We start from the raw sequence: 14,718 nt of genomic DNA, 5'->3' as shown, positions 1-14,718 counted from the left end.
GCTGATAGTCATGTCACGCGCGTACCACGTCGAGGCGATCCGGGCCGCCGAGCGTCCGCTCATCGAGGCGGCGACGGCGGCCGGGGACCCGGACGCCGTGATGCGTCGCGCGGCCGCGGGGGTCGCGCACCACACCGCCGAGCTCCTGCGGAGTCGGACCGGTGGGGTCTACGGGCGCTCGGTCCTGCTGATCGTGGGCAGTGGGGACAACGGTGGCGACGCGCTCTACGCCGGTGCGGTACTGAGGGGCCGCGGCTGCCGGGTGGACGCCGTGGTGCTGGCCCCGGACCGCGTGCACGATCGTGGTCTGGCCGCCCTTCGCCGCGCCGGCGGGCGGATCCACCACGCGGAGGCGCTGGGCTCTCCCGTCCCCGTTCCCGATGTCGCCGTCGACGGCGTGGTGGGGCTCGCGGGCGCCGGGCCACTGCGCGCTCCCGCGGCGGGGATCGTCGAGAGCCTGGCCACGGCCGGGGTGCCGTGGGTGGCCGTGGACCTTCCGAGCGGGGTCGACGCCGACACCGGAACCGTTCACGAGCCGCATGTCCCGGCCGCTGTCACCGTCACCTTCGGGCTCTTGCGCCGGGCGCACCTGCTCGCCTCCCCGGTCTGCGGCCGCGTCGAGGTGGTGGACATCGGGTTGCCCGGGCAGCCGGCGGGACCGGGAACCCTTGTCGGACCGAGTCGACCGGAGGTGGGCCGGTCGTGGCCGGTGCCGGGTCCCGACGACGACAAGTATTCCCAGGGCGTGGTGGCGATTCGCGCCGGCTCCGACCGGTATCCGGGAGCCGCCGTGTTGTGCGCGTCGGCGGCGGTGGCCGCGACGTCGGGAATGGTGCGGTACGTCGGGTCGGGAGGGGACGCCGTGCTCGCCGCCCGGCCCGAGGTGGTGTGTCACCCGACCGTCGCCGACGCGGGCCGGGCCCAGGCCTGGGTGGTGGGTCCCGGCGCCGGGAACGGGACCGCCACGGTGTCCGACATCGACGCGGTCCTGTCCGCAGGTCGGCCCACGGTGCTCGACGCGGACGCCCTGACCTGTCTCGCCGCCCATCCCGTGCTGTTCCGGAGCGCGACCGCGCCGGTGCTGCTCACCCCCCACGCCGGCGAGTTCGACCGGCTCACCGGCGGGTGGGACCGGGCGGACCGTCCCGGTGCGTTGCGTCGCTACGTCGCGGGTCTGCGGGACCGGGGTGTGGAGGCGACGGTGCTGCTCAAGGGCCGGGTGACGCTCGTCGACGACGGCGAGACCACCTGGTCGGTCGACGCCGGTTCCTCCTGGGCCGCGACAGCCGGTTCCGGGGACGTGCTGTCCGGAATGGTCGGGGCGTTGCTCGCGAACGGCATGGGGGCCGGGGGGGCGGCCGCGTGGCCGGCGGTCGCCGCGGCGACCGCCCACGGCGAGGCCTCGCGCATCGCGGCGCTGCGTACGGGTGGGGCGGGCGCACCCATCGGGGCGAGCGATCTGCTGGCAGCCCTGCCGTCGGCGATCTCCGCGCTGCGCGGTGCGTGACTCGCTGCCGGGGGCCGTTGTTTGGCAGAATGGACGAAATGGGTCCAATTGTCCCCCCGTCGCCGTGCCGCGCCGAGATAGACCTGGACGCGATCGAGCACAACTCCCGCGTCCTCGTCCGCTCCGCGAGCGGGGCGCGGGTCATGGCCGTGGTCAAGGCCGACGCCTACGGACACGGGGCAGTCCCCGTGTCCCTCGCCGCCCTGCGCGGAGGCGCGGACGCGCTGGGCGTCACCACGATCGGTGAGGCCCTGGAGCTGCGTTCGGCGGGGATCGACACAGAGATCCTGGCCTGGCTGTACGGGGTCGGCGACGACGTCACGGCGGCGCTCGAGGCCGGGGTCGACCTGGCCGTCCCCAGCCCCGGCCACCTCGACACCGTGCTCGAGGCCGCACGCCGTACGGGTCTCCGCGCCCGGGTGACCCCCAAGTTGGACACCGGACTCGCGCGCTCCGGCATCACCCTGGACGAGTGGTCCGCACTACTCGAGCGGCTCGTGAGCGCGTCGGACCGGGGGCTCGTCGAGGTCACCGGGTTGATGGCCCACTTCGCCCACGCCGACGATCCGGGCAACCCGGTGATCGACCAACAGGTGGACCGGTTGCACGCCTGCGTGGCCGACGCCCGCGCCCGTGGCCTGGACTGCCCGGTCAACCACCACGCGAACTCGGCTGCCACCCTGACCCGGCCGGACGACGGCTTCGAGATGGTCCGCCCCGGGATCGCCCTGTACGGGCTGAACCCCGTCGAGGGGCTCGACGCGGACCTGGTGCCGGCGATGACGTTCACCGCCGAGGTCCTGATGGTCAAGCGTCTCGCCGCAGGCCAGGGGGTGAGCTACGGGCACACCTGGTTCGCCCCGCGGGACACCACCGTCGCGCTCGTGGCGGCGGGGTACGCGGACGGGGTGTGGCGACTGCTCTCGGGTCGGCTCGACGTGTCGATCGGTGGCCGCCGGTACCCGAACGTCGGCCGTGTCTGCATGGACCAGTTCGTCGTCGACCTGGGCCCGGATCCGGGTGAGGCGGTACGGGCGGGTGACACCGCCGTCCTGTTCGGCACGGGCTCCGACGGAGACCCCACCGCCGCCGAGTGGGCCCGGACGCTGGGGACCATCCACTACGAGGTGGTCACGGCCGTCCGGGGTCGGGCGACCCGACACCACGTTCTCACCGGCCGCCGCGCGCCCGGTGGTCAGAGGAAGGGTTCACGATGAGCGGAGAGGACGCGTCGCCCCGGAGGTCGGTTCCGCGGATCCGGCTACCCCGGCGGCCCTCCCGGTCCCCGGCGGAGGAGCCGGTCGAGATCAGGCCGCCCGAACTCGTCGGCGGAGCGCCGGAGGACGTCGAGGCCGTAGCGGAGCACATCCGGACGCCCGGTGGACTCGCCGCGGGTCTCAGTGCCCTCGGCGCCGCCACGATCGGATCGGTGGCCACGATCCTGCCGGGACGGAAGGCCAGGGACCCGTGGGCGGGCGAAGACATGTGGGAGCTCGGGGTGGACCGCGGTTCGATGGTCGCCGCCTCCGACGGTGTCCCGCTCGCGGTCCGTGAGGCCGGGCCGACCGACGCTCCGATGACCGTGGTGTTCGCCCACGGATACACGCTGTCCATGGACTCGTGGCACTTCCAGCGCCGTCACCTGCAGGACCGCTTCGGATCCGAGATCCGGATGGTCTTCTACGACCAGCGCGGTCACGGGCTCAGCGGTAAGGGCTCGCGCGCCAACTCGACCATCGCGCAGATCGCCGCGGACCTGGACACCGTCGTCTCGGCGACCGCGCCCACAGGTCCGATCGTGGTGATCGGTCACTCGATGGGCGGGATGTCGGTCATGGGCTACGCCGCCCGTCACGAGGCGACCGTCCGAGAGCGGGTCCTCGGGGTGGGACTGGTCGCCACCGCGATGGCCGAGCTGTCCGAGTCGGGTCTGGGCGCGGTGCTCGAGAGCAAGGCCGTCAGCCGGGTCGCCGGGCTCGCAGGTCGTACCCCCGGCGTGTTCACCAGCGGACGGAAGGCCTTCGGCGCGATCATGTCGCCGTTCATCTACGGAGGCTCGTTCGGGGACCCGGCCCGGATGAGCCCGACCGTCGCCAGGTTCGTGGATGAGCTCATCGCGTCGACAGACGTGCTGACCATCTCGAACTTCTTCGAGACCCTCACCCGGCACGACGAGACCGCCGCCATACCCGTGCTGAGGGACGTGCGTACGACGGTGCTGTGTGGCGACCGCGACCTGTTGACCCCGCTCGACCGGTCTGTGGACATCGCCGAGGCGCTGCCGGACGCCGAGTTCGTGGTGGTCCCGGGCGCCGGCCACATGGTGATGCTCGAGGAGCCGGCGCACGTGTCGGAGGTCCTCGGCGACCTCATCGCGGACGCGATCGTCGAATGGCGTTCGCGCACCCGTGGACCATCGACGGGCCACAGCAGGGCGTCGTGACGATCGGGGTGCCGGGGGAGCGCCTGCTGCCCACGGTGGAGGACACCCGCGGGCTCGGCGCCGAGTTGTCGGCTCTGCTGGGGGCCGGGGACGTGGTGGTGCTCGACGGGCCGCTCGGCGCCGGCAAGACGGCGCTCACCGCCGGAATCGCCGCCGGTCTCGGCGTCCGGGGCCGGGTCACCTCCCCGACCTTCGTGATCGCCCGCCGGCACGCCCCGGCGTCCCCGGACGGTCCCGGACTGGTCCACGTGGACGCCTACCGGCTGCTGGGGGGCCAGACGCCGGACGCGGAACAACCCTCCTCCGCGGACCTGGCCGATCAGCTGGAATCACTCGACCTGGACTCCGCGCTGGACCATGACGTGGTGGTGGTGGAGTGGGGCGCCGGGTTCGTGGACTCCCTGGTCACCTCCCCGCTGGTCGTCACCCTCGAGCGCCGCCCGGACACCGACGTGCGCTCGGCCACCTGGCACCGGACCGGTCCGGGCACCGGGCCGGCGGTACCCTGACCGGCGTGCTGGTCCTCGCCGTAGACACCTCGACCCCCTCCGTCACCGCGGGGGTGTGCCGGCTCGCCCCCGGTGACGGCGGACCGGTCGTCACGACCCTGGCCACGCGGGTCACCGAGGACGCGCGCGCCCACGCCGAACTGCTCACCCCGCACATCCTGGACAGCCTCGCGCAGGCGGGGTTCACCCCGGCCGATCTCGACGCCGTCGTGGTGGGTGTGGGCCCGGGCCCGTTCACCGGGCTGCGGGTGGGGATGGTCACCGCGGCCGCGTTCGCCGACGCGGTCGGCCGCCCCGTGTACGGGGTCTGTTCGCTCGACGGGCTCGCGGAACGTGCGCGTGCCGCGGGGGTCGCCGGGGAACTCCTCGTCGTCACGGACGCCAGGCGCCGCGAGGCCTATCATGCGCGGTACGCACCCGACGGCACCCGGGTCTCCGGCCCCGCGGTCGGTCCCGCGGCCGGGATCCCCGTCGACGGTGTCGACCACGTGGTGGGGGATCCCGTGCGGCTCGGGGAGCTCACCGCCGGGAACGCCGGCGTCCGGCCCGGTGACGACGGCCCGGACCCGGTGACCGCACCGGACCCGGCCGGGTTGGTCATGGCCGCGGCCGCGGACCTCCTCGTGGGAGCGGACCCCGCCCCGCTCGAGCCCCTGTACCTACGGCGACCGGACGCGGTTCCACCCCGCAGGGTGGAGCCCTCGGCGGCGTTGCGGGCACCCTCCACCGGCGGAGGGCCGCCGCGGTGAGCGATCGGGCACCCGATGACGTGGTCCACGACGTGCTGGTCCCCGACGACGCGATGCGGTGCGCCGAGCTCGAACTGGTCATGTTCCGCGACGACGGCCCGTGGACGGCGGCGGCATTCCTCTCTGAGATCAGTGCCCGGCACACCACCTGTCTGGCCGCCCGCTCGGGGGGTCTGCTGGTCGGGTACGCGGTATTGGCGGCGCTCGGGCGGGAGGGGGACCGGGAGTTCGAGGTCCACACCATCGGGGTCGACCCCGCGTTCCGCGGACGAGGGATCGGGCGCACGTTGTTGCGGCGGTTGCTCGCCGTCGCGGACTCGGAACGGGCGCCGGTGGTGCTGGACGTGCGGACCGACAACGTCCCGGCGCGTCGCCTCTACGAGGCACACGGATTCGAGGTGGCGGGGCTGAGACCCCGGTACTACCGTCCGAGCAGGGCCGACGCATACCTGATGGTGCGCCCGGCGCGCACCGGGTCGGACACAGTGGAGGGGAGCGGCTCGTGAGAACCGTCATGGGGATCGAGAGTTCGTGCGACGAGACGGGTGTGGCCGTCGCGCGGGTCCACGACGACGGGCGCGCCGAGCTGCTCTCCGACGTGGTGGCCTCGTCGATGTCCGAACACGCGCGCTTCGGCGGGGTGGTGCCCGAGATCGCCTCCCGCGCCCACCTGGAGGCGCTGGTCCCGACCGTCCGCGCCGCCCTCGCCGAGGCGGGAGTGGACCGCCCCGACGCCGTCGCCGCCACCATCGGTCCCGGACTCTCCGGTGCACTCCTGGTGGGGTCGTCCGCGGCGAAGGCCTACGCCGCGGCATGGGGAACACCGTTCTACGCCGTCAACCACCTGGTGGGGCACGTGGCCGTGGCCGGGTTCGACGGCGGTCCGCTCGAGGAGTGCGTGGCGCTGCTGGTCTCCGGAGGCCATACCCAACTCCTGCACGTCCGGTCCCTGACCGAGCCCGTCGTGGAGCTCGGATCCACGGTCGACGACGCGGCGGGGGAGGCCTACGACAAGGTCGCCAGACTCCTGGGGCTGGGATATCCGGGAGGGCCGGTGATCGACCGCCTGGCCGCGTCGGGGGATCCCGCGGCCATCGCGTTCCCGCGCGGGATGACCGGTCCGCGGGACGCCCGCCACGACTTCTCGTTCTCCGGGCTCAAGACCTCGGTGGCACGGAGGATCGAGGCCGCCGAGCGCGACGGCGAACGGCTCGACGTGGCCGACGTCGCCGCCTCGTTCCAGGAGGCCGTGGCCGACGTGCTCACGATGAAGGCGGTACGCGCCTGCACCGACCTCGGGGTCGGGACACTGCTCGTCGGAGGCGGCGTCGCGGCGAACTCGCGGCTCCGCGACCTGGCCGCCCTGCGGTGCGCTGATGCCGGGATCCACCTCCGGGTCCCCAGGCCGCGGCTCTGCACGGACAACGGGGCGATGGTCGTAGCGGTGGCATCCGCGCTCATGGCCGTCGGTGCCGGGCCCAGCGACCTGACGGTGGCCGCCGACCCGGGGCTGCCGGTCGAGGTCACCCAGGTGGTCTGAACGGGGACTCTCAGAAGCCCATCAGGGCGAGACCGTAGCCGGTGAACATCAGGGTGCCGCACACCATCAGAGCGAAGGCCACCAAACCCAGGTATCCCACCGCGAGGGCGGCCCTGGCGAGCCCGCGCCCGGACCGCCCGGTCCGGCGGATCCGGACCAGGGCGAGGTGGCCCAGGGCCACGGACACCAGGGCGAAGGCCGCGGGGAGCAGGGGCAGGAAGAGCCCGAGGAATGACCCGAAGACGACGTTGCCCACCGCCGATACGATCGCGGCGATCGCGATCCCGTCCACAGCGGGAGTGCTCGCGGTGACGTCGCCGCCGGGCGCGTGCGTTCCACCGTGGGCCGGACGCACGGGCGGAGACGCGTCACCGGAGGGCGGACGGGACATCGACGACGACTCCTCCCGGCGGCGCTGGGTCGTGCCGCCGATGGTACGCGGGGCACCGCTTCCCGTCGGCTCGTACGGGCGGGGCGACGTCCGTCGGAGCCCGTGACAGGACGTGGGCACGAGCCGTGTGGTGTTCGCCGTCCGCGAACCGGAGCGGATCGTGCACCCGGGACACTTGAGTGCTGGCACTCGCGCATATAGAGTGCCAATAGGCAAGGACCCGGCCACGTCACCCGCGACGACGTCTCCCCGGTGCCCCGCCCCCTGAACACATCAGCTATCTACACACGGAGGATCCATCGTGGCGATCAAGCCGCTTGAGGACAAGATTCTCGTCGAGGCCACCGCTGCCGAGACCACCACCGCATCCGGTCTCGTCATCCCGGACACCGCCAAGGAGAAGCCCCAGGAGGGCACCGTCGTCGCGGTCGGCAAGGGCCGCTTCGACGAGGACGGCGACCGCATCCCCATGGACATCAAGGAGGGTGACAAGGTCATCTACTCCAAGTACGGCGGGACCGAGATCAAGTACGAGGGCAAGGAGTACCTGATCCTCTCCTCGCGCGACGTTCTCGCGGTCATCGACTGACGTGCACCCGTAACCCCCGCCCCGGTGGCGCCGGCCAGTGTCCGGTCCGCCGGGGCGGAGGTGTCTCACCGGGGTCCCACACACCCGCGATCCGTCCGTCCCGAACAACCTCTTCCCTCCAGGAGTCCCATCAATGTCCAAGTTGATAGCGTTCGACGAGGAGGCCCGCAAGGGCATGCTCGCCGGTGTCGACGAACTCGCCGACACAGTCAAGGTCACACTCGGCCCCAAGGGTCGGCACGTCGTGCTGGCCAAGGCCTTCGGTGGCCCGACCGTCACGAACGACGGCGTCTCCATCGCCCGCGAGATCGAGCTCTCGGAGCCGTTCGCGAACCTCGGCGCGCAGCTGGTCAAGAGCGTCGCCACCAAGACCAACGACGTCGCCGGTGACGGCACCACCACCGCGACGGTGCTCGCGCAGGCGCTCATCCGTGAGGGCCTGCGGAACGTGGCGGCCGGCTCCAACCCGATGGCCATGGGCAAGGGCATCGAGAAGGCCTCCGCAGCCGTCGTGGAGTTCCTCAAGTCCGCCGCCACCCCGGTGTCGGGGTCCGAGGGGGTGGCGCAGGTCGCCACCGTGTCCTCCAGGGACGCCGAGGTCGGCCGCATGGTCGCCGAGGCCATGGACGCCGTCGGCGTCAACGGCGTCGTGTCGGTCGAGGAGTCCCAGGGACTGCACACCGAGGTCTCCGTGACCGAGGGCATCGCCTTCGACAAGGGATACCTCAGCCCCTACTTCGTCACCGACCCCGACGAGCAGAAGGCCATCTACGAGGACGTCCTGATCCTGCTGCACCGCGAGAAGATCAGCTCCCTGCCGGAGCTGCTCCCGCTGCTGGAGAAGGTCGCCGAGACGGGCAAGCCGCTGCTGGTCGTGGCGGAGGACGTCGACGGCGAGGCGTTGTCGACGCTGGTCGTCAACTCGATCCGCAAGACCATCAAGGTCGTCGCGATCAAGGCCCCGTTCTTCGGGGACCGGCGCAAGGCCTTCCAGGACGATCTCGCGATCGTGACCAAGGGCCAGGTCGTCAGCCCGGATCTGGGCATGAAGCTCTCCGAGTGCGGCATCGAGGTCCTCGGCCACGCCCGGCGCGTGACCGTCTCCAAGGACGAGACGATCATCGTCGACGGTGACGGCGACCAGGCCGACGTCGACGGCCGGGTGGCGCAACTGCGCCGCGAGGCCGAGGCGTCGGACTCCGACTGGGATCGCGAGAAGCTCGAGGAGCGCATCGCCAAGCTCTCCGGAGGAGTCGCGGTGATCCGCGTCGGTGCCGCCACCGAGACCGAGCTCACCGAGCGCAAGCTCCGGGTCGAGGATGCGGTCAACTCGGCCAAGGCCGCCGTCGAGGAGGGCGTGATCGCCGGTGGCGGTTCCGTGCTCGTCCAGGCCGCGGCGTCGCTCGAGCGTCTCGCAGCGGACACCTCGGACGCCGACGAGGCCGTCGGCGTGAACGTGGTCCGCAAGGCGCTGTCGGCCCCGCTGTTCTGGATCGCCGCCAACGCGGGCGAGGACGGCTCCGTGGTGGTGAGCAAGGTCCGCGACCTCGGCCCGCGGGACGGATTCAACGCCGCCACCGGCGAGTACGGTGATCTGGTCTCGGCGGGCATCATCGACCCGGTGAAGGTCACCCACTCGGCCGTCGTCAACGCCTGCTCGGTCGCGCGGATGGTCCTGACCACCGAGACCGCGATCGTGGAGAAGCCCGAGCAGGAGGCCTCCGGCGGGCACTCGCACGCCGGTCACTCCCACTGACGGCTGCCAGTCCGGGCCCCGGCTCCCGCACCTGCGGGTCCGGGGCCCGTTCGGCGTTCCCGGCCCGCGCGGTCGCCCCGCCGAGGTCCCACCGGCTACGCTGGTCCCTCACCGGACGGACTCCCACCCCGGGGTCGCGGAAGTATCCTGTGCCCACGTCCCGACGGCCGCTGTCGGCCCGGGCGTGAGACCACGACGCGCGAGCGTCGCACCCCCGACAGAAAGGCCGTGCCCCGTAACACATCTGTGTAACGAGAGGCCCCCTGAATTCGATGACAGGTATAGCAGACGAGTTGGAACTCGCCGTCGCCGCCGCGGTCAAAGGAGACCGCACTGCGGCTACGCGGGTGCTGGAGCTTGTCCGTCCCGGTGTGGTGCGGTATTGCCGCTCCCGCGTCGGGGGTTCGGAAAGGGTCAACCTGTCGGCTGACGATGTCGCACAGGAGGTGTTGATCGCGGTGCTCTCAGCGCTACCGGGGTATCGGGACCAGGGTCGACCCTTCATGGCATTCGTCTACGGCATCGCGGCCCACAAGGTCGCGGACGCCCACCGGGGCGCCGCACGGAACAAGTCCGATCCCGTGGAGTACCTCCCCGAGGTGCTCTCGTCGGAGATCGGGCCGGAGGACCACGTTCTCGACGGCGAGGTGACCAGGGCGATGTCCCGGTTGCTGGGGACCCTGCCCGAGAAGCAGCGGGAGATCATCCGACTACGAGTGGTGGTCGGACTCTCCGCGGAGGAGACCGCGGAGATCGTGGACAGTACGGCCGGAGCCGTGCGGGTGGCCCAACACCGGGCCATGAAGCAGCTCCGGGCGAGGATCGAGCAGGACGGAGAGGAGCGATGGCGATGAACGACGACGATGTCGACCCCGGCAGCCGGGACGACTCCGCCTCGCTCGACGGGTACGGCCCGGATCCCGCAGAGGTCGAGCGGGATGACGAGCTCCTCGGCGTACTCGGGGTGGGCGACCGTCCCGCCGACGCGGATGCCCTCCTCGCCCTGCTCGCCGAGTGGCGGGCCGAGGTCGGTTCCGCGCCACTGCCCGAGTTGCCGGACGAGGAGGAGATCGCGGTCGCGCTCGCGCCCAACGTCTCCCGCCTCCGCGCCCGGCGTGGGTGGGCCAGGTCCGGTGACCACCACCACGGCCAGCGCCCCGCCCTGTGGCAGGCCGTGACCGGGGCCGCGGTCGTGGCGGCGGTCATCGTCGGCGGCCTGTCGGTCGCCGCCCACAGTGCGATGCCGGGTGACCCCCTGTGGGGCGTGTCGAAGACCATCTTCTCCGACCGCGCGGGTGAGGTGGAGCTGGTCGGCGATCTGAGCGAGGACCTCACCGCGGCCGACCTCGCCGCACGTGAGGGTGACCGGGACAGGGCCGAGCGACTGCTCGCCGAGGTGAGCGACCGGCTCGACGAGGTCGCGGACGCCTCGGAGCGAGTGGAACTGATGAAGCGCCGCGACGCGATCAGGCGCGATCTGAGCCGGGTCACACCCAGCTCGGTCCCGTCGCCCGCCCCGGCTCCCGCACCGACTCCGGCCCCGCAGCCCGGGCCGGGTCAGGGGGTCGCGACGCTGGTGCCCGGGATCCCGGTCCCGTTGCCCTCGAACCTGATCCCACCGCCGCCGCCCGGCATGCCGGTGATTCCCCTGCCGCTCGACGGTCTCCGGATCTCCACCACACTGCAGATCCCGATCGACACCCAGCGCATCCAGGACTTCCTGGCGCCCACGACGGGCCAGCCACAACCGGAGGACGCCGAGGACACCGTGTCGCCGTCACCGTCCCGGACGACCACGGTCACCCAGGTCCCGACCACGTCGCCGACGCAGACGGGCCCGCGGGCGACGCCGTAGTCCGCGCGGTTCACTCAGCTGCCGGGAGTGACCGCGGCTCCGCCGGCGTCAGCAGGGTCACCTGCGCTCGGTGGGGTCAGCGACGCCTGTAGAGCCGACGCGGTCGCATCGCTCGGACCGCGTCGGCGTAGCCGCGGCAGTAGTCCCACGTGACGTAGTCGTCCGGGATCGGGTCGAATGCGGGCTCGTGGGGGAGGAGCGAGCCGTCCTCGAGGAGCTGCATGAGATTGGCCCGGAGCATGTCCCACTCGTGGTAGTGCTCCTCCGCGCAGTCCTCGCACTGCACCGCGACCCCCTTGATGCCGATCGGCGCCAGGAGCTCACGGAACTCGGCGAGATCGGCCAGGTCCTCCTCGATGGCGTGGCGTTCCTCGGCGTCCAGGGGACCGGACGGGACGCCGTCGTCGACAGGGTCGAGGCCGGCCAGTTCCGCGGTCGGATCGTCCGGATCGCCGGCGAACGGGTCGGGCGGCATGCCGTGCCGAAGGGGATCGTTCACGCACCCACCGTACCCTCCGGCCACCACCGCGCGGGGTCGACGGTTCGAGCCGGAGCGCATCGACGCACTATCCTCGGACTTCACACCGAGACGACCCCCAGGAGGACGGCAGATGAGCGAGTCGCGAGGCCCCGTGCGCACCGGCGGCGACGATCCGACCAAGGTCGCCATGGTGGGCCTGACCTTTGACGACGTGCTGCTGCTGCCGGCCGCATCCGAGGTCGTCCCCAGTGAGGTCGACACGAGCACCCGACTCACCCGGGACATCACTCTGCGGGTTCCGCTGGTGTCGTCCGCGATGGACACGGTCACCGAGGCGCGGATGGCGATCTCCATGGCCCGCCAGGGTGGGATCGGCGTACTGCACCGCAACCTCTCCGTGGCGGACCAGGCGGCACAGGTGGACACGGTCAAGCGCTCGGAGGCCGGCATGGTCACCGACCCGGTCACCTGTGCGCCCGCCAACACCCTCGCCGAGGTCGACGAGATGTGCGCCCGTTACCGGATCTCCGGACTGCCGGTGACCGACGAGCGGGGCGAACTCGTGGGCATCATCACCAACCGCGACATGCGGTTCGAGGTCGACAAGTCGCGCCGGGTCGACGAGGTCATGACCCGGGCTCCGCTGGTGGTCGCCCGCGAGGGTGTGACCGCGGAGGCCGCGTTGGGACTGCTGCGCCGACACAAGATCGAGAAGCTGCCGATCGTGGACGGTGACGGTCGCCTCACCGGTCTCATCACGGTCAAGGACTTCGTCAAGACCGAGAAGCACCCGGACGCCACCAAGGACTCGGATGGTCGGCTGCGGGTGGCCGCGGCGATCGGCACCGGCGAGGACGCCTGGCAGCGCGCCGGCACCCTCACCGATGCCGGCGTGGACGTCCTGGTCGTGGACACCGCGCACGCCCACAACCGCAACGCGCTCGAGATGGTCGCGCGCGTCAAGCGCGAGCTCGGCGACCGGGTGCAGGTGATCGGTGGCAACCTCGCCACCCGGGGTGCGGCACAGGCCATGATCGATGCGGGTGCGGACGCGATCAAGGTGGGAATCGGACCCGGGTCCATCTGCACCACCCGGGTGGTCGCGGGGGTGGGCGCCCCGCAGATCACCGCGATCCTGGAGGCCTCGGTGGCGGCGCAGGCCGCGGGCGTCCCCGTCATCGCCGACGGCGGTATGCAGTACTCGGGCGACGTCTCCAAGGCCATCGCGGCCGGGGCGTCGGCATGTATGTTCGGCTCGCTTCTCGCGGGTTGCACCGAGTCGCCGGGCGAACTGATCTTCGTGGACGGCAAGCAGTTCAAGGTCTACCGCGGTATGGGGTCGGTGGGAGCGATGCGCGGGCGAGGCAAGCCGGGGCAGGAGAAGTCGTTCTCCAAGGACCGCTACTTCCAGGATGACGTGTTGTCCGAGGAGAAGCTCGTGCCCGAGGGCATCGAGGGACGCGTGCCCTACCGTGGCGACGTGGCACAGGTGCTCCACCAGTTGACCGGCGGTCTCCGGGCGGGGATGGGCTATACCGGCTCGGCCACCATCCCGGAGATGCACCGTGCCCAGTTCGTCCAGATCACGGCGGCGGGGCTCAAGGAGAGCCATCCCCACGCGATCCAGATGACCGTCGAGGCCCCCAACTACAACGTCAAGGACTGAGAGCGCGTGCGCAACGTCGTGGAGATCGGAATGGGCCGGGAGGCCCGTCGGATGTACGGCCTGGGAGAGGTCGACATCGTTCCCTCCCGTCGCACCCGTAGTTCCAAGGAGGTGTCGACGGCCTGGCAGATCGACGCCTACCAGATGGACCTGCCCGTGATGACCCACCCGACCGACGCGGTGGTCTCACCGGCGTCGGCGGTCGAGTTCTCTCGGCTGGGGGGACTGGCCGTGTTGAACGGTGAGGGCCTGTGGGCGCGTCATGCGGATCCCGAGGCGGCGATCGCCGAGCTCCGCGAGATCGCGCTCGAGGACGTGACCGGACACAGGGCGGTGGCGCGCCTCCAGGAGTTGCACCGTGCACCGATCGACCGGGAGTTGCTCGCCGCGGCGGTCCGGCGTATCCGCGACGAGGGCGGGACCGTCGCCGTCCGGGTGTCACCGCAGCACGCGCGCGACCTCACACCCGGTCTGGTCTCGGCCGGGATCGACATGCTGGTCGTGCAGGGCACCATCATCTCCGCCGAGCACGTCAGCGGAGAGGACGAACCCCTGAACCTCAAGGAGTTCATCGGTGGGCTGGACGTGCCGGTGATCGCCGGCGGCGTCGTGGACTACAAGACCGCCCTGCACCTCATGCGCACCGGCGCGGCTGGCGTGATCGTGGGCTACGGCGGCGTCGAGGGGATCACCACCACCGGCTCGGTGCTCGGCATGGAGGTCCACATGGCCACCGCGATCGCCGACGCGGCGGCCGCACGCCGCGACTACCTCGACGAGACCGGCGGTCGGTACGTCCACGTCCTGGCCGACGGGGACATCTACACCTCCGGTGACATCGCCCGCGCGGTCGCGTGTGGCGCCGACGCCGTGGTGCTGGGTCCACTGCTGGCCGGTTCGTTGGAGTCCCCGGGGCGGGGTGTGTACTGGGATGCCGTGTCCGCCCACCCCAAGGTCCCCCGCGGCCACGTCGCGGAGATCGACGACGAGACGGCGCTGGCCCCCCTCGCCGAGGTCCTCGAGGGGCCGACGAGTGTCCCGGACGGGACCCGGAACCTCATGGGTGGCCTCCGTCGCGCGATGGCCAAGTGCGGGTATTCGGACGTGAAGGGATTCCAGAAGGTGGACCTGTCGGTCCGCCCCTGACGCGGTGGACAAATCGGGAGCTACTGTCGGGTAGGTTCTGGGTGCTCGGGTACTGTGACCTACACCTCGACCACCAGGGAGCTTCA

At 71.8% G+C, this 14,718-nt stretch carries 15 protein-coding genes; 13 read left to right on the top strand and 2 right to left on the bottom strand.

The features are described from left to right. Window positions 1–10 precede the first annotated feature (10 nt). From NJE57_RS07825 to tsaD, 7 genes are read left to right on the top strand one after another with little or no spacing between them, the layout of a single operon-like run. Window positions 11–1,507 (top strand): bifunctional ADP-dependent NAD(P)H-hydrate dehydratase/NAD(P)H-hydrate epimerase, encoded by a 1,497-nt coding sequence (locus NJE57_RS07825; RefSeq protein ID WP_319027821.1) that lies wholly within the window; start codon window positions 11–13, stop codon window positions 1,505–1,507. Window positions 1,508–1,545: 38 nt separating this feature from the next. Then, window positions 1,546–2,724: an alanine racemase gene (alr, locus tag NJE57_RS07820; RefSeq protein WP_319027820.1), complete on the top strand. Its 1,179-nt coding sequence runs from the start codon at window positions 1,546–1,548 to the stop codon at window positions 2,722–2,724. Beyond that, on the top strand, window positions 2,721–3,950 hold the full coding sequence (locus NJE57_RS07815; protein ID WP_319027819.1) for an alpha/beta hydrolase: 1,230 nt from the start codon (window positions 2,721–2,723) through the stop codon (window positions 3,948–3,950). The genes alr and NJE57_RS07815 overlap by 4 nt, the downstream gene beginning before the upstream one ends. Then, window positions 3,899–4,459, top strand: coding sequence for a tRNA (adenosine(37)-N6)-threonylcarbamoyltransferase complex ATPase subunit type 1 TsaE (gene tsaE / locus NJE57_RS07810; RefSeq protein ID WP_319027818.1), 561 nt, complete (start codon window positions 3,899–3,901; stop codon window positions 4,457–4,459). The genes NJE57_RS07815 and tsaE overlap by 52 nt, the downstream gene beginning before the upstream one ends. Before the next feature lie 5 nt (window positions 4,460–4,464). Beyond that, on the top strand, window positions 4,465–5,208 hold the full coding sequence (gene tsaB / locus NJE57_RS07805) for a tRNA (adenosine(37)-N6)-threonylcarbamoyltransferase complex dimerization subunit type 1 TsaB (protein ID WP_319027817.1): 744 nt from the start codon (window positions 4,465–4,467) through the stop codon (window positions 5,206–5,208). 53 nt (window positions 5,209–5,261) lie between these two features. Further along, the gene (rimI, locus tag NJE57_RS07800; protein ID WP_319027891.1) at window positions 5,262–5,714 is read left to right on the top strand and encodes a ribosomal protein S18-alanine N-acetyltransferase; all 453 of its coding nucleotides are present in this window, start codon (window positions 5,262–5,264) and stop codon (window positions 5,712–5,714) included. Between the two features lie 8 nt (window positions 5,715–5,722). Then, window positions 5,723–6,748: a tRNA (adenosine(37)-N6)-threonylcarbamoyltransferase complex transferase subunit TsaD gene (gene tsaD, locus NJE57_RS07795; RefSeq protein ID WP_319027890.1), complete on the top strand. Its 1,026-nt coding sequence runs from the start codon at window positions 5,723–5,725 to the stop codon at window positions 6,746–6,748. A 10-nt stretch (window positions 6,749–6,758) separates the two neighbouring features. Here the strand turns inward: tsaD and NJE57_RS07790 are convergent, their stop codons facing one another. Beyond that, window positions 6,759–7,139: a DUF4190 domain-containing protein gene (locus NJE57_RS07790; protein ID WP_319027816.1), complete on the bottom strand. Its 381-nt coding sequence runs from the start codon at window positions 7,137–7,139 to the stop codon at window positions 6,759–6,761. A 301-nt stretch (window positions 7,140–7,440) separates the two neighbouring features. On the opposite strand from NJE57_RS07790, the gene groES reads away from it, so the two are divergent. From groES to NJE57_RS07770, 4 genes are all read left to right on the top strand, one after another. Further along, window positions 7,441–7,728 (top strand): co-chaperone GroES, encoded by a 288-nt coding sequence (gene groES, locus NJE57_RS07785; RefSeq protein WP_017837219.1) that lies wholly within the window; start codon window positions 7,441–7,443, stop codon window positions 7,726–7,728. Window positions 7,729–7,861: 133 nt separating this feature from the next. Beyond that, on the top strand, window positions 7,862–9,484 hold the full coding sequence (gene groL / locus NJE57_RS07780; protein ID WP_319027815.1) for a chaperonin GroEL: 1,623 nt from the start codon (window positions 7,862–7,864) through the stop codon (window positions 9,482–9,484). 272 nt (window positions 9,485–9,756) lie between these two features. Beyond that, the gene (locus tag NJE57_RS07775; protein WP_319027814.1) at window positions 9,757–10,338 is read left to right on the top strand and encodes a sigma-70 family RNA polymerase sigma factor; all 582 of its coding nucleotides are present in this window, start codon (window positions 9,757–9,759) and stop codon (window positions 10,336–10,338) included. Further along, window positions 10,335–11,339 (top strand): hypothetical protein, encoded by a 1,005-nt coding sequence (locus tag NJE57_RS07770; protein WP_319027813.1) that lies wholly within the window; start codon window positions 10,335–10,337, stop codon window positions 11,337–11,339. Before NJE57_RS07775 ends, NJE57_RS07770 begins: the two co-directional genes overlap by 4 nt. 76 nt (window positions 11,340–11,415) lie before the next feature. On the opposite strand, the gene NJE57_RS07765 is transcribed toward NJE57_RS07770, so the two are convergent. Further along, window positions 11,416–11,838: a DUF5319 domain-containing protein gene (locus NJE57_RS07765; protein ID WP_413464380.1), complete on the bottom strand. Its 423-nt coding sequence runs from the start codon at window positions 11,836–11,838 to the stop codon at window positions 11,416–11,418. A gap of 112 nt (window positions 11,839–11,950) precedes the next feature. Between NJE57_RS07765 and guaB the strand changes: the two genes are divergently transcribed. Beyond that, the gene (guaB, locus tag NJE57_RS07760) at window positions 11,951–13,486 is read left to right on the top strand and encodes an IMP dehydrogenase (protein WP_319027812.1); all 1,536 of its coding nucleotides are present in this window, start codon (window positions 11,951–11,953) and stop codon (window positions 13,484–13,486) included. 6 nt (window positions 13,487–13,492) lie between these two features. Next, on the top strand, window positions 13,493–14,632 hold the full coding sequence (locus NJE57_RS07755) for a GuaB3 family IMP dehydrogenase-related protein (RefSeq protein WP_319027811.1): 1,140 nt from the start codon (window positions 13,493–13,495) through the stop codon (window positions 14,630–14,632). The last annotated feature ends 86 nt before the right edge of the window (window positions 14,633–14,718 follow it).

It is taken from the genome of Dietzia sp. PP-33 (assembly GCF_033790845.1).
Taxonomy (GTDB): domain Bacteria; phylum Actinomycetota; class Actinomycetes; order Mycobacteriales; family Mycobacteriaceae; genus Dietzia.
Note: the sequence above shows the minus strand (reverse complement) of the source record. Positions and strands in the feature narration are given on the sequence as shown.